Here is a 20831-nt window from a genome sequence, read left to right on the forward strand (position 1 = left end):
CGGCAGGCGTCTGCGAGGGCTGCGGCTGTTTGTCCACGGGTGCTGCAACGAAGCGCCCTGGTCCAGTCGTCGGCGGTGATGGCAACGTCCCGCCGGCGCGGCGGTCGTGGTGAGCTCAACCAGGCGCAGAGCGGCCCGACGCCGGCTACGGCGTTTCGACCGCGAGGTTGACGATCTTCTCTTTCTGCAAACGGGCAATCAGCGCGGCGACGCCGCTCTTGTCCATTGCACGGAATTGCAGGCGGAACATGCCGCCCTTACCGTCGACGATCGAGGCCTGGTAATTCTCGAGCAGCGTCGAGATGTCGGCGATCCTGGCATCGGGCGCAAAGCGCACCAAGAGCCGCGTCGGCGCCGCCAAGACGCCGGCGCCGAGGTCACGGGTGATCGGTGCCGCCGCACTGGGCGCACTCGGTGCCACCGCGCTGCGCTCGGCGACATCCAGCGACGCGGTCTGGATCGAGGCCGGCTGGTCGCGCATCAGCACCGCGCCGATCACGCCCGCCTGCAGCAACACCACGACCGCACCGAGGCTGGACGACCAGGCCAGCGTCCGCGGCGACAATTTTGCGAAGAACTCGGAGACCCCGGACGACATCCGCGCCCCCACCGACGGCTTGCGCTCCGGCTCGGCATCGATCGCGGCAAACAGCTTCTGCATGGCGCGCGCCGAGGGCGCACCGAGGCTCTCGTTGAGGCCGATGGTCTCGGCATATTCCTCGCGGATGACGGCATACTGCCGCGCCAGCTCCGGATCGGACGCCAGCGCGTCCTCGACGCGACGCGCATCGCGCGCGTTCAGCGTGCCGGCCGCGTGCCAGGGCAGCAGCATCTCGACATCATCGGGTTCTTGACCCAGCATCTTCTTGCTCGCAGCCATCATGGCCAACCTCGCTCGACACCGGCTGCCTTCAGCAACTCGGCAAGTTTCTTGCGCGCATAGAACAGGCGCGTCTTCACGGTATTCTCCGGAATCCCCACGATCTCAGCGACATCTTCCACGGATTTCTCGTGATAGTAGACAAGATCGACGATCTCCCGGTGTTCCGCCGATAGCCCCCTCAGGCATTTACGCAGCGTATCGCCGGTGTCCTTCTTCTGCACTACCGTTTCCGGATCGTCGGACGTGTCCTCGATCGCGTTCGCGGCCTCATCGTCCAGTTCGGCGTCTTTCCTCCGCCGTAGCGAAGACAAAGCCTTGAACCGGGTAATCGCCAACAGCCAGGTCGAAACGGCGGATCGTCCCTCGAATTTGCCCGCCTGACGCCACACGTCCAGAAAGACCTCGCTGATGAGGTCCTCCGCCACCTGTTCGTCCCGCACGAGCCGAAGCCCGAAGCGGTACACCCTGACATGATGCCGTCCGTACAGCACCTGCATGGCGAGCCGGTCGCCTTGAGCGATCCGAGCGATCAGAACCTCGTCTGAAGCCGCCTGTGTCGCGCTCAATGGCCGTCTCGCAAAGTTGGTCTGAGGGGGATGGTGCGTGGTTCGACGCGAGAGGCAAGATTCTTCACAATACGGCAATGTCCAGACCGCATGTGTGATCTATGACACAGTCGGCGATCACAATAAGGAAAAATCGCCCGAGACTCAGGAAGAGGTATCATAATACTTAGAACTCTCGCGGACGCCCACCGTCCGGCGCGACCATATCAAGGCTTTGCCCGCAAGCCAGCGCCCTCGCGACGTCAGCACCGGCGCCGGCCACCCGCAGGATCGCTCGCAGCCAGCCCCGGGACACGGATTCCCCTTACGAAACAAGGGTGGTGCCCGCATTTCACCGGAGCAGATTCGGTTCCCAAAGATACCAAACCTAAAGGCTTTCCCACTTAGATTTTCGCCGGATTTCACCAACGGCGAGACCATGGGCAGCGCTGCGTCGTCACTTCCCGGCCCGATCACGGGCGCATCGGAAAGCGGCCGTCCCAGGCTGACGGTCGACCGCCTCGCGCGCCGCGCCAGGCAGCGCCGCCAGATCCAATCGATGATCGCCGCCTGCTTCGTGCTCGATGCCGTGGTGCTGCTGATCTACGCGCATGCCGGCACCACATCCGTTTTGGTCGCGACCAGTTACGCCTTGACCGGCCTCTCGCTGGTCGCCGTCTATGTGCTGCTGTCGGAGCGCGGCTTCCACGAGCGCTTCCGCGACCACTATCTGGTCGCGCCGCAATCGGCGATCAACATGGTGAACCTGCTGGTATTCACCTACATCGCGCCGGAAGTCGGCGTGCTGTTCCTCTGCAACCTGTTCGTGGTGTTCGGCTTCGGCGCGCTGCGCACCTCGGCACGGCAGACCGCGATCGTCTGGACCATCATGGTGCTGGGCCTCGCCGCACTCTTCCTCGGAACCGACAAGGCGATCGGGATGCCGACCGGCACCCGGATCGACCGCCTCGCCACCATGCTGGTGTTCGCGCTGACGATCGGGCGCTGCATGTATCTCGGCATCTTCTCCAGCTCGATGCAGCAATCGTTGTATCAGAGTGGACTGAAGCTGAAGGAGGCCTACCGCCGCATCGAGGAGCTTGCCGAGCTTGACGAATTGACCGGCACCTCCAATCGCCGCAGCATCATGCGCACGCTCGAAGAGGAGATCGCGCGCTGCGCCCGCAACGGCAGCTCCTGCGCGGTCGCGCTGATCGACCTCGACCATTTCAAGCGGATCAACGACGTCTACGGCCATCCGATCGGCGACGAGGCGCTGCGCACCTTCGCCATCGGCATGTTCGCCAATCTCCGCAGCATCGATCGCTTCGGCCGTTACGGCGGCGAGGAATTCCTGCTCGTGCTGCCCGACCTGTCGCAGGATCAGGCGATGCGCGCGCTCGAACGGCTGCGCAAGATCATCGCCGATCTCGACTGGAGCGCGTTCTCGCCGGGCATGCAGGTGACGATCTCCGCCGGCGTCACGACGCTGAAGCCGCGCGAAAACTCCGACACATTACTCGCCCGCGCCGATGGCGCGCTTTACGCAGCCAAGGCCCGGGGACGCAACCGCATCGCCAGCGCCTGAACCCTTTCATTTCCCTATTCGGCGCCGGAGAAGCCGTCGCCACCGCTCCAGGACAGAGTCATGAGTTCGAAGCCCGCGACCGCCCCCGAAAGTCTGCTCGATGAGCTGCAGACAACCCTCGCCCACGGCACCGTCGCACGCCGTGTCGAGACGCTGCGTCGCGTCACCGACCTCTTCATCAACGGCTCCGTGAACTGTTCGGACGAGCAGATCGTGCTGTTCGACGACGTCTTCCAATGCCTGCTCGAGCACATCGAGAACTCGGCCAAGGCGCTGCTTTCCAACCGCCTCGCCCCGATCGACACCGCGCCGCCGCAGACCATCCGCACCCTCGCCTTCGATGACCTGATCGAGGTCGCCGGCCCGGTGCTGACGCTGTCGCCGCGGCTTGACGACGACACCCTGATCGAGACCGCGCGCAGCAAGAGCCAGGCGCATCTGCTCGCGATCTCGAACCGCAAGTCGCTGAGCGGCGCCGTCACCGATGTGCTGGTGCTGCGCGGCAATGACGAGGTGATCCAGAGCGCGGTCAACAATCCTGGCGCCGAATTCACCGAGCGCGGCTTCACCCGCCTGGTCAGCCGCGCCGAGGGCGACGACAATCTGTCGACCTGCGTCGGCCTGCGCCCGAACATCCCGCGGCATCTCTATCTCAAGCTGGTCGCCAAGGCCTCGGACGCGGTCAGGCAGCGGCTCGAAGCTGCCATCCCGCAGCAGGCCAAGGAGATTCCGATCGCGGTGAAGGAAGCCACGCGACGCGCGCGCTCGGCGTCGGCAGCCGTGACGCCCGACACCGCGATCGCGCATGCGCTGGTCAAGTCGCTTTATCAGGACGGCCGGCTCGACGAATTCCAGCTCGCAGCCTTCGCCGAGGCCGGCAAGTTCGACGAAACCAATGCTTCGCTTGCCGCGCTCGCCAATGTTTCGGTCAGCGTCGCCGAGAACATGATGATCGAAACCCGCGCCGAGGGCGTGATGATCCTGGCCAAGGTCTCGAGCCTGTCATGGTCGACGGTGCGGGCGATCATCAATCTGCGCGACGAAATCTCGGGCGGCGAGCCGACCGACCTGCAGGCCTGCAAGGACACCTATGAGCGGCTGCGGCCATCCACCGCGCAGCAGGTGCTCCGCTTCCATCGCATGCAGCAGTCCGCGCCCGCGGCCTAGAGCCTTTTCCGTTCCGATTGAATCGTAACGGGGCTCTAGATTCTGTCTTGACGCGTTTTCTTCACGCGAACCGGTGCCCACTTCGCTCGAAACGCTCTAATATCGCAGCGCCCGCTGTCCCATCAGGGCGCCGACGCTCGCGACGATCGCGGTCGCCAGCGTGTACCAAGTGGCGACGAACAGCGGCGAGTCATCGGTGCAATGCGACGCATAGATCGTCGCCGCCAGTCCGGCCGAGAGCAGGCCTGCGATTGCACCGGAGACCGCGGGCCGCGCCGGGGCGCCCTGCCGGAGCCCGTACAGCGCGCCGACCAAGAGTGGCAGCGACATCGCCGGGATCGCGGTCATGCACGCCATCGAGTTCCTGCCGATCAGCCGCGTCATCATCGGCGTACGCTGCGGCATCATCATCTCGCCGCTGATCGCGGCAACGAGGATGCCGGCCGGAATCAGCAGCCACCAGCCGAAGCCGCGCAGCGAGGCTTCCGGCCGTGACAGATGCAGGCTGACCGCAATCGCCGAAGCGGCGAGCGCCAGCGTGACCGCGAACTTCAGGTCGAAGAACGGATTATGCATAGCGGTCATCACGTCGGGCCGCACGCCGAGCTCGGCGAAGAAGATCAGGAGCGAGACCGGCGCCGCCGCCAGCAGCGCCAGCATCAGCGCAAGACCGACCGGCCGCGCACGATAGGTATTGTCGGCGGCAAGGGTTCGAATGAGTTGATCCGTGTCCATGCTCATCGGTCCCGTAGTTTCGCGGTCAGGCTCGCAAGCCCGCGGTGCAGCGCGACCCGCACCGCGCCCTCGCTCATCGAGAATTTCGCCGCGGTATCCTTGATCGAGGCACTGTCGACCGCAATCGACTGCAGCACGTCGCGCTGCCGTGCCGGCAACGCCTGCAGCTGGGCGGTCACCTCGCTCGGCGACGCCGTCGGCTCCGGCGTTTCTCCGGGCAGCGTCTCGGCGAAATCGTCGATGTTGACGAAGATGCGCCTGCCGCGGCGGCGCAGTGCGTCGATCAGCTTGTTGCGCGCGATCGCGAACAGCCACGGCGCGAACGGCGCGTTGGTGTCCCAAGTCTGCCGCTTCAAATGTACCGCCAGCAAGATGTCCTGCACGATGTCCTCGGACTGATCGACCGGTTGTCCCGCGCGCGCCAAGCCACGGCGCGTCGCGGCACGGAGTACCGGCGTGATGGCCTTGAGCAGGCGATGATACGCCGCGTCATCGCCTGAAATGGCCGACCGCATCAGGTCGGTCCATTCATCCTCACGTTCGCGCACGCAGGCTCCTGAATTGCAATTCGGCCGATCTTTCAGTTCGTTACGCGGCAAGCCAAGAGATCACGAGTTCGTGATCATCATCCTCCGACAAGACCGCGCCGAGGATCGGCTCCAAAGAATCGCTCCGGCGGGTTTCCAGACGTCACGGCTCATAACATTGATCGCTTCGACAAGCATCGGTGCTGCTGCCGTCGATCACGCACCGGGACGAAATTGCCCAGCTTTTGCCCCCGGAAGCCCGAAGATTCCCTTTTTCTGCCCCGGTGTGGACACGCAGCGGGGTCTTTTTTCGCCCTCGGGCGGGCGAAATGGGGAGATCATCAAATGAAGATCAAAGCCAGCGGGCGCTTGGCCTTGATGGTAGCGACAGGGCTTACCGGGCTTTTCGTGGGTCTTGCCGGTCCGTTGCCGGCGCATGCGGCCGGTTCGGACGCATCGGTGACGAAATCCGACACCACGACCACCGACAAGTCCACGCAGCAGAGTTCGCGGCATGGCCGGCGCCATGCGCGTCACCAGTCTTCCGACAAATCCGAGAGCAAGAAGACCGCCGGTAACGACGCCGGCAGCGTCACCGCGACAGGCATGCCTGCCACGGTCGCCAATGCCAATGCGGAGCTGACCTCGGGCGACGACAACGCGGCCGCGACGACAGTGAAGGCCAACGCGTTGATTGCCGCGGCCGACAAGCCCGCCGACGCGCAGCCTGACAGCAACGTGGTGGCATCCGACCAACTCAACGATGTCGACCGGGCCCTGCAGCAGGAGCAGCCGGCGGAACAGCCGCAACCGGCTCAACCGCAGGCCGCCCAGCAGGAGCCGCCCCCGGCGCAGCCGCCGACTGTGGCAGCTGCACCCAAGCCCGCGCCCGTTCTCGCGAGCAGCGACAGCTCGAGCCTGGACCAGACGTCGCTGATCGGGAAGATCTTCATCGGCTTCGGCGCCCTGCTCACGGTGGCCTCCGCCGCGCGCATGTTCATGGCCTAGCCAGGGTGCTTGCGGCTGCGGCGCGGGGTGCGCCGCACCGCGGCCCGGTGCCTCGTTTCAGCCACTTGAAGCGCATCCCGCCAGCGGGCACATTGCCCGCCAAATCAGCACGGGGTTTGCGTCTATGGCTACGTTCGAATTCATCATCGTCGAAAGCAAGGGACCGGTCGGCGTCATCACGCTGAACCGGCCGAAAATGTTGAATGCGCTGTCGTTCGGCGTGTTCCGCGAGATCGCCGCGGCGGTCGACGATCTCGAGGCCGACGACAAGATCGGCTGCATCCTGATCACCGGCAGCGAGAAGGCCTTCGCGGCCGGCGCCGACATCAAGGAGATGCAGCCGAAGGGCTTCATCGACATGTTCAACAGCGACTTCACCGCGATCGGCGGCGACCGCGTCGCCCGTTGCCGCAAGCCGACCATTGCGGCGGTCGCGGGCTATGCGCTGGGCGGCGGCTGCGAGTTGGCGATGATGTGCGACATCATCATCGCCGCCGACACCGCCAAGTTCGGCCAGCCGGAAATCACCCTCGGCACCATTCCCGGCATCGGCGGTACGCAGCGCCTGACCCGCGCGATCGGCAAGTCGAAGGCGATGGATCTCTGCCTCACCGGGCGGATGATGGATGCCGCGGAAGCCGAGCGCTCGGGCCTCGTGTCGCGGATCGTTCCGGCCGACAAGCTGGTGGAAGAGGCGCTCGCCGCAGCGGAGAAGATCGCCTCGATGTCGCGTCCGGCCGTCGCGATGGCCAAGGAAGCCATCAACCGCGCGTTCGAGACGCCGCTCGCGGAAGGCATGAATGTCGAGCGCAACCTGTTTCACTCGACCTTCGCGCTCGAGGATCGTTCCGAGGGCATGGCGGCCTTCATCGAGAAGCGCAAGCCGGTCAACAAGAACCGCTAACCCGTTCTGCTCCGTTGCAATGCTGCGTTGACGAGCGCGCGATAGGCGCGCTCGGCAAAATGCGTCGGCTTGTCGAGACCGAGCCGCGCCAGGCATTCGCGGTCGGCAGCATTGGGCGGGTGCCGCATGCCCTGCCACAGCAGGCCCGCGAGTTGCAGCGGCGTGCGCTGCGCCTGCTGCAATATCTGCAAGGCCGGAATCAGCCGCTGCTCGACGTCGGTGAAATCGCTGCCGAACGGGAATGACGGCAGAAGCCCGGCGTCGCGCGCGGGTTTCAGCGCGTCGCTGATGCGCTCGGGATAGTTTTCGCGATGCGCGGCCGGGATCTCGTGATTGCGCGGCAGCTTGCCGGCATCCTTGGCCTGCCGCATCAGCTCGCTTTGGAAGCGGGAATCCGTCACCTGCAGCATCGCGGCAATCACGTCGGCGTCGGACTTGCCTCTGACATCGGCGACGCCGTATTCGGTGACGAAGATATCGCGCAGGTGCCGTGGAATGGTCTCGTGGCCGTAGGACCAGCGGATGTTCGACTGCGCTTGCTTGCCGGACTGGCGCGTCGCCTCCAGCGCCAGCACGGAGCGCGCGCCTTCCAGCGCGAACGCCTGCGCGACGAAATTGTACTGACCACCGACGCCGCTGACGACCTGGCCATTCTCCAGACCATCCGAGATCGCAGCGCCGAGAAGCGTCGCCATCATCGCGTTGTTGACGAAGCGCGCATCGACGCGGGCGCGGCGCTTGCCGTCCTCGTCGCCGAAGATCTCGTTGGTGAAGGACACCGGCATCATCTGGATGCGCGCCAATTGCTCCGGTGGCATCTCGCGCAACGCCCGGTAGAACGATTGCGGTCCGAGGAAGAATGCGCCGTGCAGGATCACGCCGCCAATGTCGCGCTTGAGGATGCCGGCGTCGATCAGCCCGAGGAACGCCTCGAACAGCATCTCGCTGACACCATAGAGGCCCTTATCGAACGGCGCGGTCTCGGCCGCCCCGAGCTGTGCGCGACCGGGCGCAAGGCGCCGCATGATGCCCTGGAATTGCGCGTTGTCGCGGTGGCGGACCACGAGCCCCTGCGCCAGCGCATCGCCGACCTGCCCGATCCCGATCTGCAACGTGCCCCCGTCCCGGACCAGGCCCGCAGCATGCAACCCGATCGCGTATTTGGTGTCGCTGATCGGCTCGGACGGCGGCGCGAACAGCGGGAAGTCTGTGTCAGGACCGTCGAGCACCGCCGCAAACTCATCCGCCGGCAGATCGCCGGGCCCAGGCATGAACGGCAGCTCGGGATTGACCTGGCCGATCAGCTTGAATGACGCCCGCCCCTGCGCGCGCGCACGCAGCACATCGAGCGTTGTATCGGTGTTGCAGCTCAAACTGTAGCGCGGCACGCCGTCGACCACGCGCTTGGCGACCAGCTGGGGCACGACATTCACTCCGCGCGACAGCAGGTACGACGCCGCATGGGTGTAGTTTGCGGAGATGTAGTTCTGCTGCGCATACGGTTGGTGCAGCCACTGCCCCGCCAGGAAGAAGAACTCGATCACCTTGATGTTGGGCGGCAGCGCGCCACGATGCAGCGCCTCCGCATAGGCGAGATCCGGATAACCGCCGAACAGGCGATCGATCACCGGGCCGATGAAGCGCTGCTCGAGCAGGCTCTTCGGCTTCGGCTTTTCCAGCGTCAGCGCGGAGAACAGCGTCAGATTGATGGAACGGTCGGCCACCGCGCGCGCGTACAGCGCGTTGACGATGTGGTTGGCCTTGCCGAGGCCGAGCGGCAGCCCGACCACCAGCTCGGTTCCGACATCACGAACGATGTGCTCCGCGATCGCCTCGGGGTCGGAGAAGAATATGGGCATCAGCAATGAAACCGGAGCAGGCAGCGGATAACCGGCGCCACAGAATCGGCGGCGGACGGTTCGAGCTTATACTTCATATGACCGTTGCGTTCGCCTGTGACGAACCGGCAACAGACAAGAACTGAAATGATGTGCAGATGTCGCGTGGCGGTTTGCCTGTGGCGGCACGCCCCCCTAAACAGGTAGATGTGTCGGCGGCGTCGGCGGAGGCGGACTGCCGCGGTTTTGGTTTGCGGGATCACATGGTTGAGCGTGCCGCGAGGGTTGGCGATGTAGCGAGGCACGTGCTTTTGTCGGGCATCGGCCTCGGCGCCCTGGCGTGTGCGCTGCTGGCTGGCCCCGCTGCCCGTGCCGAGAGCCTGCCCGAAGCCCTGGTCAAGGCATATCAGACCAATCCGCAGCTCAATGCCGAGCGGGCGCGGCAGCGTGCGACCGACGAGAACGTGCCGCAGGCGCTGGCCGCCTACCGCCCGCAGATCATCGCCGGCCTCTCGGTCGGCCTCCAGGCGGTTCGCGACCAGCTGCCCGGCAACGTCATCCAGACTGCGACGCTGAAGCCGTGGCAGATCGGGGTCACGGTGACCCAGACCCTGTTCAACGGCTTCAAGACCGCCAACAGCGTCCGCGTCGCCGAGCTGCAGGTGCAGTCCGGCCGCGAGGCCCTGCGCAATGTCGGCCAGGGCGTGCTGCTCGACGCCGTCACCACCTATACAAATGTGCTGGCCAACCAGACGCTGGTCGAGGCGCAGCGCGCCAACGTCGCCTTCCTGAAGGAGACCCAGGCGATCACGCAGCGCCGCCTCAATGCCGGCGACGTCACGCCGACCGATACGGCCCAGGCCGAGGCCCGCCTCAACCGCGGTCTCGCCGACCTCAATGCTGCCGAGGTCAACTTCGCGATCAGCCAGGCCACCTATGCCCAGGTGGTCGGCAACCCGCCATCGCAATTGCGGCCGGCCGAGACCACTGACCGGCTGCTGCCGCGCAGCCGCGAGGATGCGATCGCGCTTGCGCTGCGCGAGCATCCCGCCGTGACCGCGGCCGGTTTCGACGTCGACGTCGCCTCGACCTCGATCCGGGTCGCCGAGAGCAGCCTGATGCCGAGTGTCACCGTGCAGGGCAGCGTCAGCAAGAACCGCGACTCCGACAGCTCGCTCAGCACCTTCGGCACCGATCAGGCCTCGGTGATCGGCCAGCTCACGCAACCGATCTACGACGGCGGCACCGCGGCGTCGCAGACCCGGCAGGCCAAGGAAGTGGCGGCGCAGAGCCGCCTCGTGCTGGATCAGGTCCGCAATCAGGCCAAGACCGCCGTGGTCAGCGCGTGGGTCGCCAATGAAGGCGCCAAGATCGCGGTGTCGGCCTCCGAATCCGAGGTGAAGGCTGCGGAGGTTGCGCTGGCCGGCGTGCAGAAGGAAGCCGCCGGCGGCCAGCGCACCACGGTCGATGTGCTCAACGCCCAGCAGGATTTGATCACTGCCAGGGCCCGCCTGATCGGCGCGCAGCGCGACCGGGTGATCGCCTCCTACACGTTGCTCAGCGCGACCGGACGGCTCGACGTCAAGACGCTCAATCTCAAGACGCCGGACTATCTGCCCGAGGTGCACTACCACCAGGTCCGCGACGCCTGGCACGGCCTGCGCACGCCGTCGGGACAATAGGCGTTGCGGAACCGTTCGCACGGCGAGCCAGCCCTTCCCGCCCGCGCTCTCCGCCGATAACCTCCGCCCCCGCCGGCAACCGATAATGCCGTCGCGCGGATCACGCGCATAACAGCCGAGCACGCAGGGAGACGTCCAATGCTGACGCGACGCGATATGATGCTGGCTTCCATCGCGCCGGAGTGACCATGACCAGCAGCAACGCATTTTCCAAGCCATCGCAACCATCGACCCCGGTCAACTTCGACGTGCCTGCCGGTGCGTGCGACTGCCACACCCACATCCATGGCGATCCCGACAAGTTCCCGTTCTTCGCCGGCCGCGTCTATACGCCGGAGCTGGCCTCGCCGGAGGAGATGAGCGCGCTGCACAAGGCGCTGCATATCGAGCGGGTGGTGATCGTGACGCCGAGCGTCTACGGCCCCGACAATTCGTCGTCGCTGTTCGGCATGACCGCCCGCGGGCCGACGGCGCGCGGCGTCGCGGTGATCGACGACAAGATCAGCGAGGGCGATCTCGACGCCATGAACAAGGCCGGCTTCCGCGGTATCCGCCTCAACCTCGCGACCGGCGGCGTCAACGATCCCAATGTCGGCCGGCAGCGCTTCACGGCCGCGATCGAGCGGATGAAGGCGCGCGGCTGGCACGTGCAGCTGTTCACCAGCCTCGCCATGATCACCGCGATCAAGGACCTGGTCGCGACAGCCCCGGTGCCGGTCGTGTTCGACCATTTCGGCGGCGCCGAGGCCGCGCTCGGCACCGGCCAGCCGGGATTTGCCGACCTGCTCGAGCTCGTCAAGTCGGGCAAGGCCTACGTCAAGATTTCCGGCGCCTACCGCGCCTCCAAGCTCGCGCCGGACTATGCCGACGCCACGCCGCTGGCGCAGGCGCTGATCGCGGCCAACGCCGAGCGCATCGTCTGGGGCACCGACTGGCCGCACCCGGATTCGGTGACGCCGCAAGGCAAGAAGGTCACCGAGGTGACGCCGCTGTACCAGATCGACGACGGCCGTCTCCTCAACCAGCTGCCGGTCTGGGCGCCGGACGCCGCGGTCCGCAAGACCATCCTGGTCGACAATCCGGCCCGGCTCTACGGCTTCACCTGACGTTGTCCTTCGGCCGGCGCGAGAAATAGGAGATCAGCACCGGCAGCGTGATCAGGATGACGAGCGGCGCCAGCATCATGCCGGTGACGACGACGATGGCGAGCGGCTTCTGCACCTGGGAGCCGATGCCCTCCGACACCGCCGCCGGCAGCAGGCCGACGCCGGCCACGACGCAGGTCATCAGCACCGGCCGCAGCTGCAGCTCGCCGGTGCGGATCACCGCGCGCATCCGGTCATAGCCTTCGTCGATCAGCTGGTTGAACTGCGACAGGATGATGATGCCGTCCATCACGGCGATGCCGAACAGCGCGATGAAGCCGATCGCTGCCGAGACGCTGAACGGAATGCCCGTGATCAGAAGCCCGAGCACGCCGCCGAAGATCGCCATCGGGATCACGCTCATCGCCAGCAGGGTGTCGACCATCGAGCCGAAGTTGAAGAACAGCAAGACCGCGATCAGCGCCAGGCTGATCGGCACCACGATCGACAGCCGCCTGATCGCGTCCTGCAGATTGCCGAACTCGCCGACCCACTCGAGATGCGAGCCGGGTGGCAGCTGCACCTGCTCGTCGACTTTCTGCTGCGCCTCCCGGATCGCGCTGCCGAGGTCGCGCTCGCGCACCGAGAACTTGATCGGCAGGTAACGCTCCTGCTGTTCGCGATAGATGTAGGCCGCGCCGGAGATCAGCTTGATCGAGGCCACCTCGGAGAGGGGGATCTGGGTGATGCCGCCATTGGCGTTCGCCACCCCGATCCGCAGGTTCTGGATCGCCTCCGCGCTCTTGCGATATTCCGGCGCAAGCCGGACGATGATCGGGAAGTGCCGGTCGCTGCCGGGCTCATAGAGATCGCCGGCGGTGTCGCCACCGACCGCGACCCTGATCGTGGCGTTGATGTCGCCCGGCGACAGGCCATAGCGGGCGGCGCGCGCCCGATCGACGTCGATCTGGATCGTCGGCTGCCCGAGCGAGGTAAACACCGCAAGGTCGGTGACGCCCTGCACGGTCGAAAGCACCGACTTGATCTTGTTGGCGGTGTCGGTCAGCGCCTGCAGATCGTTGCCGTAGAGCTTGATCGAGTTCTCGCCCTTCACGCCGGACACCGCTTCCGAGACGTTGTCCTGCAGATATTGCGAGAAGTTGAATTCGACGCCGGGGAATTTGTCCTGCAGCTGCGCCAGCAATTGCGCGGTGAGCACTTCCTTGTCGTGGGTGCCGGGCCATTCGCCGGCCGGCTTCAGCGGCGCGAAGAATTCGGCGTTGAACAGGCCGGCCGCGTCGGTGCCGTCGTCGGGACGGCCGTGCTGCGACACCACCGCCACCACCTCGGGACGGCTGCTGATCAGTTTCCGCATCTCGTTGACGTAGGCATTGCCTTCCTGCAGCGAGATCGTCGGCGGCAGCGTGGCGCGGATCCACAGATTGCCCTCTTCCAGCTTGGGCAGGAATTCGAGGCCGAGGAAGCGCGCGAAGATGATGGTCATGACCACGAGGCCGGCCGCACCGGCCATCACCATCTTGCGGTTGGCGATCGCCCAGTTGAGCACCGGCAGGTAGATCGCGTCGAGCTTCTTGACGATCCAGGTTTCGGTCTCGTGGATATGCGCCGGCAGGATGATCGCGCTCAGCGCCGGAGTTACTGTGAAAGTCGCCAGGAGTCCGCCAGCCAGCGCATAGGCGTAGGTCCGCGCCATTGGGCCGAAGATGTTGCCCTCGACGCCGCTCAGCGTGAACAACGGCAGGAACGCGGCAATGATGATCGCCGCGGCAAAGAAGATCGAGCGCGACACGTCGGCCCCCGCCGACAGGATTGCGTGGCTCTTCATCCCCATTACCGTGTCTTCGGAGATGTGCGCCTGCTCGGCTTCCGACAGCGCAGTGGTCTGCGACAACCGGCGGAAGATCGCCTCCACCATGATCACGGTGGCGTCGACGATCAGGCCGAAATCGATCGCGCCCACCGACAGCAGATTGGCGGACTCGCCGCGCAACACCAGGATGATCACGGCAAAGAACAGCGCGAACGGGATCGTGGCTCCGACGATCAGCGCGCTGCGCAGATCGCCGAGGAAGATCCACTGCAACAGCACGATCAGCAGGATGCCGACCACCATGTTGTGCAGCACGGTGTGGGTGGTGAGCTCGATCAGGTCCTTGCGGTCGTAGATGCGCTCGATCTTCACGCCCGGCGGCAGGATCGAGGAATTGTTGATCTGGTGAACGAGCTGCTCGACGCGGGTGATGGTCGGCGAACTCTGCTCGCCGCGGCGCATCAGCACGATGCCCTGCACGATGTCGTCGTCATTGTCGAGGCCGGCAATGCCGAGCCGCGGCTTCTCGCCGATCGTGACATGGGCGATGTCGCGGACCAGCACCGGATTGCCGCCGGACTGCGAGACCATGGTGTTGGCGAGGTCGTCGATCGAGCGGATCAGGCCGACGCCGCGCACCACGGCCGATTGCGAGCCGATATTCACGGTGTTGCCGCCGACATTGATGTTGGCGTTGGAAACCGCCTGCAGCACCTGCGGCAGCGTCAGGCCGTTGGCGACCAGCTTGTTGAAGTCGACCTGGATCTCATAGGTCTTGGTCTTGCCGCCCCATCCGGTGACGTCGATCACGCCGGGCACCGCGCGGAAGCGGCGCTGCAATACCCAGTCCTGCAGCGTCTTGAGGTCGAGCACGCTGTAGTTCGGCGGCCCCTTCAGCCGGTAGCGGAAGATTTCGCCGATCGGGCTGAGCGGCGAGATGCCGGGCTGCACGTTGCCGGGCAGCGGCGCGAGCTGCGACAGGCGGTTGAGCACCTGCTGCTGCGCCTCGTCATAGGTGAAGTCGAAGGAGAACTGCAGCTTAACGTCGGAGAGGCCGTACAGCGAGATGGTGCGGATGGTCTTGAGGTTCTTGAGGCCTGCGACCTGGGTCTCGATCGGGATCGTGATGTAGCGCTCGATCTCCTCGGCCGAGAGGCCCGGGCTCTGCGTCACGATGTCGACCATCGGCGGGGTCGGATCGGGATAGGCCTCGATGTTGAGCTGCTTGAACGCAATTATGCCGCCGATGAAGACGGCGACGAACATGGCCACCATCAAGTAGCGGCGATTGACGGCAAGGGCGACGAGGCGATCCATTCAGATCGGCGCTTTCAACTGGAAGGGACTTTTTCGATTGAGCATGATCTGTTCGGAAAACCGCTACACACTTTTCCGGATCATGCTCTAAGTGCCGGACGCGGCGCGGTCGATGAAGAGGCTTCCCTTCGTCACGATCTGCTCGCCCGGCTTGAGATTGCCGGCCACCTCGACGAGGTCGCCATTGATGAGCCCGGGCTTGATCTGGCGCAGCTCGATCGTCTTGTCGTCGGCTCTCGCGACCCAGACCCGCACCTGGTCGCCCTCGTAGATCAGCGCCTGCTTCGGCACGCCGATCGCCGGATGGTCGCCCTTCGAATACAGCGTCACATTGGCGAACATCTCGGGCTTCAGCCGATTGTCGGCGTTGTCGATGGTGGCGCGGACCAGGAGCCGGCGCGAGGTCGCGTCGATCGCGGTGGCGACATAGTTGACCCGGGCGTTCAGTACCTTGCCCGGCAGCGCCATCACGCTAAAATTGAGATCCTGCCCGACCGCGACATTGTCGGCATCGGATTCGCGGACAAAGGCGATCAGCCAGACCGTCGAGAGGTCGCCGATCACGTAGACCGGGTCGCTCGCGCCGGTCGAGACATACTGGCCGGGGCCGGCCTTGCGCTGGACCACGGTGCCGCCGATCGGCGCAAACACCGTCGTCTCCGGATTGAGGCGCCCCTTCTGCCGCAGCGTCGTGATGGCGTCATCGGCGAAGCCGAGGATGTGGAGCTTGTTTTCCGCCGCTTCCAGCAGTGTCTGCGCCGAGCGCGCATCGTTCTGCGCCTGCACCAGCGCCGTCTGCGCTTGCTGATAATCCTTCAGCGGGATCGCCTTGCCTTCGGACAGGTCCTTGGCGCGCTTTTCCTGGATCTGCGCGAGGTCGAGCGCCGACTGCGCCTTGTTGAGGCCGGTCATCGCCGCGACGTAATCGTTCTGCGCCTGCACGGTGTCGGCCGCCTCGATCACGAACAGCGGCTGCCCCTTCACCACGGCATCGCCCGGCCGCACCAGCAGGCGGGTGACGCGCCCGGTGTAGGGCGAGTAGACCGGGGTGGAGCGGTCCTCATCGATCCCGATCTTGCCCTCGGTCACCAGTTCGGAGCGGAAGGTGTGCTCGGTCACGTTCTGGAAGGTCAGGCTGGCCCACTCGGCCGGCGACGGCGCATAACGCGTCCCCCCCTTGCGGGACTGGCTGGAGACTTCCGACGACGACTGCTTTTCCGAGCCTAAATGCGTGTAGCCATAGGCGCCGGCGCAGGCGGCCGCCAGCACCGCCGCGGCCACGAGCAGGCGCGGACGGCTAAAGCTCTGCATTCTCTTGGTAAACTCTCTCAGCATGCGGTCCGCGGGGTCGATCGTTGCAGCTTCCGGCGGGACAGCCCCAGCGGTGCGCTAATAGTGCCGAATTGGCGTTTCAAACAACCTAAAAATCGCACTTCGGCGGTGCCTGTCGTTAAAGTTTGGATACCCTGAACGGCTGCTGAATGTCTCATCCGGGAAACTCCGGGGCAGGAAACTCCGGAGGATGGCTGCCGAGCGGCATGGCCGGACGGGACCAATGGGCCGGGGTCCTCGACAGGACGGCCGCGTGCCGGACCGAACTCAGCGTGCCAAAGCCGGACGGCAGCTGCTCGATGAAGGGCTGCACCGCATCCACCTTCAGGTCCGCGGTCGCAAGGCCCGCTTCGAGGCGGCCGAGATTCCACAGCCAGCGCCCGGTCTGCGCCAGCGACACCCGAACGTGCCAGCTGCCGCCCTCGCGCGCCTGGCGTGCCCTGGCCATCATGGCGCCAAACGCCATGAAATATCCGGTGGCGTGATCGAGCATCTGGGCCGGCAATTCCTTCGGGCCCTCGATGCCGACCGCCTGTCCCTCGGCATGATTGAAGCCGGTCGTAGTCTGCACCAGCGAATCGAAGCCGCGGCGCTCGGCCCACGGTCCGGCATGGCCATAAGCCGAGAGTGTCACATAGACGATCCCGGGGTTGATGCGCGCGGCGTCCTCCGGCGAGAAGCCGAGACGCGAAATCGCCAGCGGACGATAGCCCTGGGACAGAATATCGGCCTGCGCCACCAGACCGCGCATCACCCGCCGTCCCTCCTCGCTCTTCAGCTCGACGAAGCTCGTGAGCTTGCCGCGGCCGGTGTCGATGGTGAGCCAGGGGATATCAGGCAGATCGGGGCCGGAAATCAGCAGCACGTCGGCGCCATGCGCCGCGAGCGTGCGGCCGGCGACGGGACCTGCGATCACGCGCGACAGATCGAGCACACGGATGCCGGCCAGCGGGCGGTCGCCGGCGGGCCACGGCTTTGGCGCGGCCTCGCCGATCTTCTCGATCGAGATCAGCGGCAGTTTTTCGAGTTCTTTTGCATGCGGCGTCGCCGACCATTCGTCGTGCGAGCGCATCAGGGCAACGACGCCGCCGGCGGCATAGGCCGCGGTCTCGAACGCCTCGCCATCCCACTGCATCAGCGCGGCCTGGACGTCGTCACGCTCGGCGTTGCAGCCCAGCACCTTGCAGACGGCGCCGCGGTGATGCGGGAAATTGGTGTGGAGACGGACGAAGCGCCCGTCTCTGACGCGATAGACGCCGGCGATCTTGTCCCAGGCCGGTGGCGGCGGCGTGTCGTCGACGCGCAGATAACGCTCGCTGCGGCATTCGACGACGGCGTGGCGCATGTCGACCGCGACCTCCTGCCGCTCGCCGCTGCGCGCCTGCCAGATCTCGGCCGCGGCAAGCCCGGCTGCGGCGATCGGCGCCTGCGCCGCGGCTGCGACCCGAAACGACGACGGCAGCTGCGGCTCGCTTCCGGTAAGCCGGACCGCGTCAAGCGCGGACGGCGCGCCGCCGGCGCCGGTCCAGATATCGGCGAGGATTTCACGGATGCCCTGCATGCGCATTCCTCTTTGCGATTATTCTATGCCTGCGCATGATGACAATAAGGCGGTGCCCGATCCCGACCGTCACCTTGTTTGGGCATGATCTTTTCGGAAAACCGCTTCACACTTTTCCGGATCATGCCTTAGCTCTGCCCGACCCAAACAGGAGTTGCAATGGCTGCCATCGATCCCCTCACCGCCGGCGCGGTCTTCATCGCGACCGCGGCCACCGACGCGGTCTATGTCATGTTCACCTCGGCGGTCGTGGCACGCAAGCGCGTGCCGGCGGCGACCTGGAGCAGCATCTGGTATCTGCTCTCCTCCTATGCGGTGATCAGTTACACCGAAAACTGGGTGTATGTCGCCTTCGCTGCAGCGGGCTCGTGGATCGGCGCCTATGCCTCGATCACCTTCCTGCACCGTCCGCCGGGCGGACCGCCGGTCGGTGCGGCGGTCGAGTAGCTATTTCGGACGGCTTGTAAGTTTCACGTCAGCATTCTTGTGTAAGGCAGGCGTCAGCATTCTCGCGACATGATCTGTCCGAGCGTTGCGTCTTGTCGTGCCCTCTTCTCGAACAGAGGGCGCAGGGAAAGCCGGGTGCCGATCGCACCCATGGGCCCCGTGCAACAAAAAGCACGGGAGGTAGGACCACAGGTGTAACCGGAGCAATCCGGCTTTCCCTGCGCGATGGTTTTACGGCTTATTTCGTGCTCTCCCCGGCGAGACTGGGCTTGTTTGTCACCGCCTCCGCAAGAACGCTTTCGCGTTCTGCTTGGGGACACCTGCCACTAGGGCGTCAGGACCACACGACTTCACCGTCCGCCTAATACGCACTCGTCAGTTGCGCAATCCGCGTCCACCGCATCTCGACCCACGTTCGTGACGACCGCGAAGCGCCCCTCGTGCCGGGTGAGACGGACGCATTGAACATCTGAATTGGGTCAGGCGTCAAGTTAAATTCTGAAAAGCCGAACAAAATAATCGACGGCCTTGTAGGATGGGTGGAGCGAAGCGATACCCATCATTTGCGCCGCGGGCATAAGTCGATGGGTTTCGCTTCGCTCTACCCATCCTACATTCCCGCTCAATTCATACGCTGGAGGACTTCTGCCAGACCGAAGCCCGGCAGAAGCATCACGTCGTTGCTCTCACTCCAGCGTGGCCTGGCCGGCGAGCGAGATCACATTGTCCTGCGAGCCCGAACCGCCGCTGACGCCGATGGCGCCGACGACCTTGCCGCCGACGATCAGAAGATTGCCGCCGCGCGAGGCGACCACGTCGTCGAGCGTCGCGAGATAGGAGAAGTATGCTCCCTTGCCCATCAGGTTTTCGAACGCCAGCGTGGGCCGGCGATAGCGCGTCGTGGTGCGCGCCTTATGCTGCGAGACACCGATCGAGGCAAATTGGCAGTTGTCCTGCTTCTCGAAATAGACCAACTCGCCGGCCGGATTGACGATCGCAATGCAGAACGCATTCCAGTGTCGCTTCTGGGTCTCGGCCACCGCCGCGGCGGCAACCTTCTTGGCGGTTTCGAGGCTGATCGGCTCGCCATAGGGCGGCGGCGCGAGCGCATCGGCGACGACGTCGTTCGGATTGTCGGGATTGGGCGCCACCTGGGCAAACGCGCCGGTGGCGGTAGCGAACGCGACGCAGGCCGCGCCGATGAGCGCAGTGAAATAACGCATGGAGTGCTCCCGAATGGTTGTTATTCAGATCCCGGATCGATCGTCCGGGCGGCGGGACGATAGCAATTGAGTTGTGGCGTACAAGGCGGGATCGGATTGGGTGCACCGCGATATTCGCCTGGCTACAATGAAAATCGCGTGACGCGAGGGAATAATCGAGGTCGCGCCGTGCTGCGATGGAGGCTACAGTCCGCGCGCATCAGCAAGGGACATACAAATGGATCTGGGTTTGAAGGGACGAAACGCCGTTGTGCTCGGCGGCACGCGCGGCATCGGGCGGGCGATCGCGGCGACGCTGGCTGGCGAAGGCGCAGGCGTGGCGGTGTGTGCCCGCAATGCCGAGCAGGTTGCGGCCAGCGTTGCCGAATTGAAGGCAGCGGGCGTGCGCGCCACCGGCACCGCCGTCGATATCACCGACGGCGTGGCGCTGAAATCGTGGATCACTGACGTCGCGGCGGAGCTGGGCGGCATCGACATGCTGTTCTCCAATGCCGGCGCCATGGCGCAGGGCGGCGATCCGGCATCGTGGGAGCAGAATTTCCGGCTCGACGTGCTCGGCGCGGTGAACGCCTTCGAGGCGGCGCGTCCGTTCCTCGAGGCGAGCGGCGAAAAGACCGGCGATGCGGCCTTCGTCATCATCTCGTCGATCTCGGCTGCGCAAGCCGATCGCGCCGGCTCCTACGGCCCGATCAAGGCGGCACTGGTGCATATGGCGAAGGGATTGGCGCGGCAATACGCGGCGAAGAAAGTCCGCGTCAACGTGGTGTCGCCGGGCACCGTGTATTTCAAGGGCGGCGTCTGGAACATGGTCGAGCAGAACGCGCCCAAGATGTACCAGGACGCACTGGCCCGCAATCCGACCGGCCGCATGGCGACGCCGCAGGAGATTGCGAGCGCAGCGGTGTTCCTGGCGAGCCCGATCTCCTCGTTCACAACAGGCTCGAACCTCGTCGTCGACGGCGCGATCTCGAACCGGGTGAATTTTTAGGGGCACGCGAGCGGGCGCTTCGCCGCCCATTTGATGTCGTCCTGGCGAAAGCCAGGACCCATTACCCCAACTGCAAATTGTTGCGCGACGCTGGGGCCATGCTCCCTGAAACAACAAAGCCGGTGGTTATGGGTCCTGGCTTTCGCCAGGACGACGTTGGGGAGATGGCA

General features: G+C 65.3%; 16 protein-coding genes and 1 pseudogene. 8 read left to right on the forward strand and 9 right to left on the reverse strand.

Translation table 11 applies throughout. The features are described from left to right. Positions 1-145: 145 nt before the first annotated feature. Both K359_RS0126895 and K359_RS0126900 read right to left on the reverse strand, forming a co-directional pair. On the reverse strand, positions 146-883 hold the full coding sequence (locus K359_RS0126895; RefSeq protein ID WP_029082090.1) for a hypothetical protein: 738 nt from the start codon (positions 881-883) through the stop codon (positions 146-148). Next, positions 880-1449 carry a sigma-70 family RNA polymerase sigma factor gene (locus K359_RS0126900; RefSeq protein ID WP_029082091.1) on the reverse strand — a complete coding sequence of 190 codons (570 nt, stop codon included), beginning with the start codon at positions 1447-1449 and terminating at the stop codon, positions 880-882. Before K359_RS0126900 ends, K359_RS0126895 begins: the two co-directional genes overlap by 4 nt. A gap of 418 nt (positions 1450-1867) precedes the next feature. On the opposite strand from K359_RS0126900, the gene K359_RS0126905 reads away from it, so the two are divergent. Both K359_RS0126905 and K359_RS0126910 read left to right on the forward strand, forming a co-directional pair. Continuing rightward, entirely contained in the window at positions 1868-3016 is a 1149-nt protein-coding gene (locus K359_RS0126905; protein WP_029082092.1) for a GGDEF domain-containing protein, read from the forward strand. 60 nt (positions 3017-3076) lie between these two features. Next, entirely contained in the window at positions 3077-4183 is a 1107-nt protein-coding gene (locus tag K359_RS0126910) for a DUF2336 domain-containing protein (protein ID WP_029082093.1), read from the forward strand. Between the two features lie 96 nt (positions 4184-4279). On the opposite strand, the gene K359_RS0126915 is transcribed toward K359_RS0126910, so the two are convergent. Together K359_RS0126915 and K359_RS0126920 are read right to left on the reverse strand one after the other, a co-directional pair. After that, positions 4280-4918, reverse strand: a complete 639-nt coding sequence (locus K359_RS0126915; protein WP_029082094.1) for an NrsF family protein — start codon at positions 4916-4918, stop codon at positions 4280-4282. Between the two features lie 2 nt (positions 4919-4920). Then, positions 4921-5466 (reverse strand): sigma-70 family RNA polymerase sigma factor, encoded by a 546-nt coding sequence (locus K359_RS0126920; protein ID WP_029082095.1) that lies wholly within the window; start codon positions 5464-5466, stop codon positions 4921-4923. 324 nt (positions 5467-5790) lie between these two features. Here K359_RS0126920 and K359_RS0126925 point away from each other — a divergent pair, with 324 nt between their 5' ends. Together K359_RS0126925 and K359_RS0126930 are read left to right on the forward strand one after the other, a co-directional pair. Further along, a complete protein-coding gene (locus K359_RS0126925) occupies positions 5791-6453 on the forward strand; it encodes a hypothetical protein (protein WP_029082096.1) in 663 nt (220 codons plus the stop codon). 124 nt (positions 6454-6577) lie between these two features. After that, positions 6578-7357, forward strand: coding sequence for an enoyl-CoA hydratase (locus K359_RS0126930; RefSeq protein WP_029082097.1), 780 nt, complete (start codon positions 6578-6580; stop codon positions 7355-7357). On the opposite strand, the gene K359_RS0126935 is transcribed toward K359_RS0126930, so the two are convergent. Beyond that, positions 7354-9216: an acetyl-CoA hydrolase/transferase C-terminal domain-containing protein gene (locus K359_RS0126935; protein ID WP_029082098.1), complete on the reverse strand. Its 1863-nt coding sequence runs from the start codon at positions 9214-9216 to the stop codon at positions 7354-7356. The two genes, K359_RS0126930 and K359_RS0126935, sit on opposite strands and share 4 nt — an antisense overlap. A 242-nt stretch (positions 9217-9458) precedes the next feature. Between K359_RS0126935 and K359_RS0126940 the strand changes: the two genes are divergently transcribed. Together K359_RS0126940 and K359_RS0126945 are read left to right on the forward strand one after the other, a co-directional pair. Then, positions 9459-10877 (forward strand): TolC family outer membrane protein, encoded by a 1419-nt coding sequence (locus K359_RS0126940; protein ID WP_029082099.1) that lies wholly within the window; start codon positions 9459-9461, stop codon positions 10875-10877. Between the two features lie 138 nt (positions 10878-11015). Further along, positions 11016-11983, forward strand: a pseudogene (locus tag K359_RS0126945) (amidohydrolase family protein). On the opposite strand, the gene K359_RS0126950 reads toward K359_RS0126945, so the two are convergent. The 3 genes from K359_RS0126950 to K359_RS0126960 all read right to left on the reverse strand — a co-directional run bounded on the left by K359_RS0126950 (position 11976) and on the right by K359_RS0126960 (position 18003). After that, positions 11976-15110: an efflux RND transporter permease subunit gene (locus K359_RS0126950; protein ID WP_029082101.1), complete on the reverse strand. Its 3135-nt coding sequence runs from the start codon at positions 15108-15110 to the stop codon at positions 11976-11978. The pseudogene K359_RS0126945 and the gene K359_RS0126950 sit on opposite strands and share 8 nt — an antisense overlap. Positions 15111-15197: 87 nt before the next feature. Beyond that, a complete protein-coding gene (locus K359_RS0126955) occupies positions 15198-16445 on the reverse strand; it encodes an efflux RND transporter periplasmic adaptor subunit (protein WP_029082102.1) in 1248 nt (415 codons plus the stop codon). Between the two features lie 151 nt (positions 16446-16596). Beyond that, positions 16597-18003, reverse strand: a complete 1407-nt coding sequence (locus K359_RS0126960) for a CoA transferase (RefSeq protein WP_029082103.1) — start codon at positions 18001-18003, stop codon at positions 16597-16599. Positions 18004-18162: 159 nt separating this feature from the next. On the opposite strand from K359_RS0126960, the gene K359_RS0126965 reads away from it, so the two are divergent. Then, positions 18163-18450: a hypothetical protein gene (locus tag K359_RS0126965; RefSeq protein WP_029082104.1), complete on the forward strand. Its 288-nt coding sequence runs from the start codon at positions 18163-18165 to the stop codon at positions 18448-18450. 686 nt (positions 18451-19136) lie between these two features. Here K359_RS0126965 and K359_RS53135 read toward each other — a convergent pair. After that, entirely contained in the window at positions 19137-19673 is a 537-nt protein-coding gene (locus K359_RS53135) for a heme-binding protein (protein ID WP_051346436.1), read from the reverse strand. A gap of 217 nt (positions 19674-19890) precedes the next feature. Here K359_RS53135 and K359_RS0126975 point away from each other — a divergent pair, with 217 nt between their 5' ends. Continuing rightward, positions 19891-20661 (forward strand): SDR family NAD(P)-dependent oxidoreductase, encoded by a 771-nt coding sequence (locus tag K359_RS0126975; RefSeq protein ID WP_029082105.1) that lies wholly within the window; start codon positions 19891-19893, stop codon positions 20659-20661. Positions 20662-20831: the final 170 nt, after the last annotated feature.

The organism is Bradyrhizobium sp. th-b2 (assembly GCF_000426785.1).
Taxonomy (GTDB): Bacteria; Pseudomonadota; Alphaproteobacteria; order Rhizobiales; family Xanthobacteraceae; genus Bradyrhizobium; species Bradyrhizobium septentrionale.

Coding starts and splice junctions, on each gene's coding strand:
- K359_RS0126895 (WP_029082090.1), bottom strand. CDS start 883: ATGATGGCTGCGAGCAAGAAGATGCTGGGTCAAGAACCCGATGATGTC.
- K359_RS0126905 (WP_029082092.1), top strand. CDS start 1,868: ATGGGCAGCGCTGCGTCGTCACTTCCCGGCCCGATCACGGGCGCATCG.
- K359_RS0126910 (WP_029082093.1), top strand. CDS start 3,077: ATGAGTTCGAAGCCCGCGACCGCCCCCGAAAGTCTGCTCGATGAGCTG.
- K359_RS0126915 (WP_029082094.1), bottom strand. CDS start 4,918: ATGGACACGGATCAACTCATTCGAACCCTTGCCGCCGACAATACCTAT.
- K359_RS0126925 (WP_029082096.1), top strand. CDS start 5,791: ATGAAGATCAAAGCCAGCGGGCGCTTGGCCTTGATGGTAGCGACAGGG.
- K359_RS0126930 (WP_029082097.1), top strand. CDS start 6,578: ATGGCTACGTTCGAATTCATCATCGTCGAAAGCAAGGGACCGGTCGGC.
- K359_RS0126935 (WP_029082098.1), bottom strand. CDS start 9,216: ATGCCCATATTCTTCTCCGACCCCGAGGCGATCGCGGAGCACATCGTT.
- K359_RS0126940 (WP_029082099.1), top strand. CDS start 9,459: ATGGTTGAGCGTGCCGCGAGGGTTGGCGATGTAGCGAGGCACGTGCTT.
- K359_RS0126950 (WP_029082101.1), bottom strand. CDS start 15,110: ATGGATCGCCTCGTCGCCCTTGCCGTCAATCGCCGCTACTTGATGGTG.
- K359_RS0126955 (WP_029082102.1), bottom strand. CDS start 16,445: ATGCTGAGAGAGTTTACCAAGAGAATGCAGAGCTTTAGCCGTCCGCGC.
- K359_RS0126960 (WP_029082103.1), bottom strand. CDS start 18,003: ATGCAGGGCATCCGTGAAATCCTCGCCGATATCTGGACCGGCGCCGGC.
- K359_RS0126965 (WP_029082104.1), top strand. CDS start 18,163: ATGGCTGCCATCGATCCCCTCACCGCCGGCGCGGTCTTCATCGCGACC.
- K359_RS53135 (WP_051346436.1), bottom strand. CDS start 19,673: ATGCGTTATTTCACTGCGCTCATCGGCGCGGCCTGCGTCGCGTTCGCT.
- K359_RS0126975 (WP_029082105.1), top strand. CDS start 19,891: ATGGATCTGGGTTTGAAGGGACGAAACGCCGTTGTGCTCGGCGGCACG.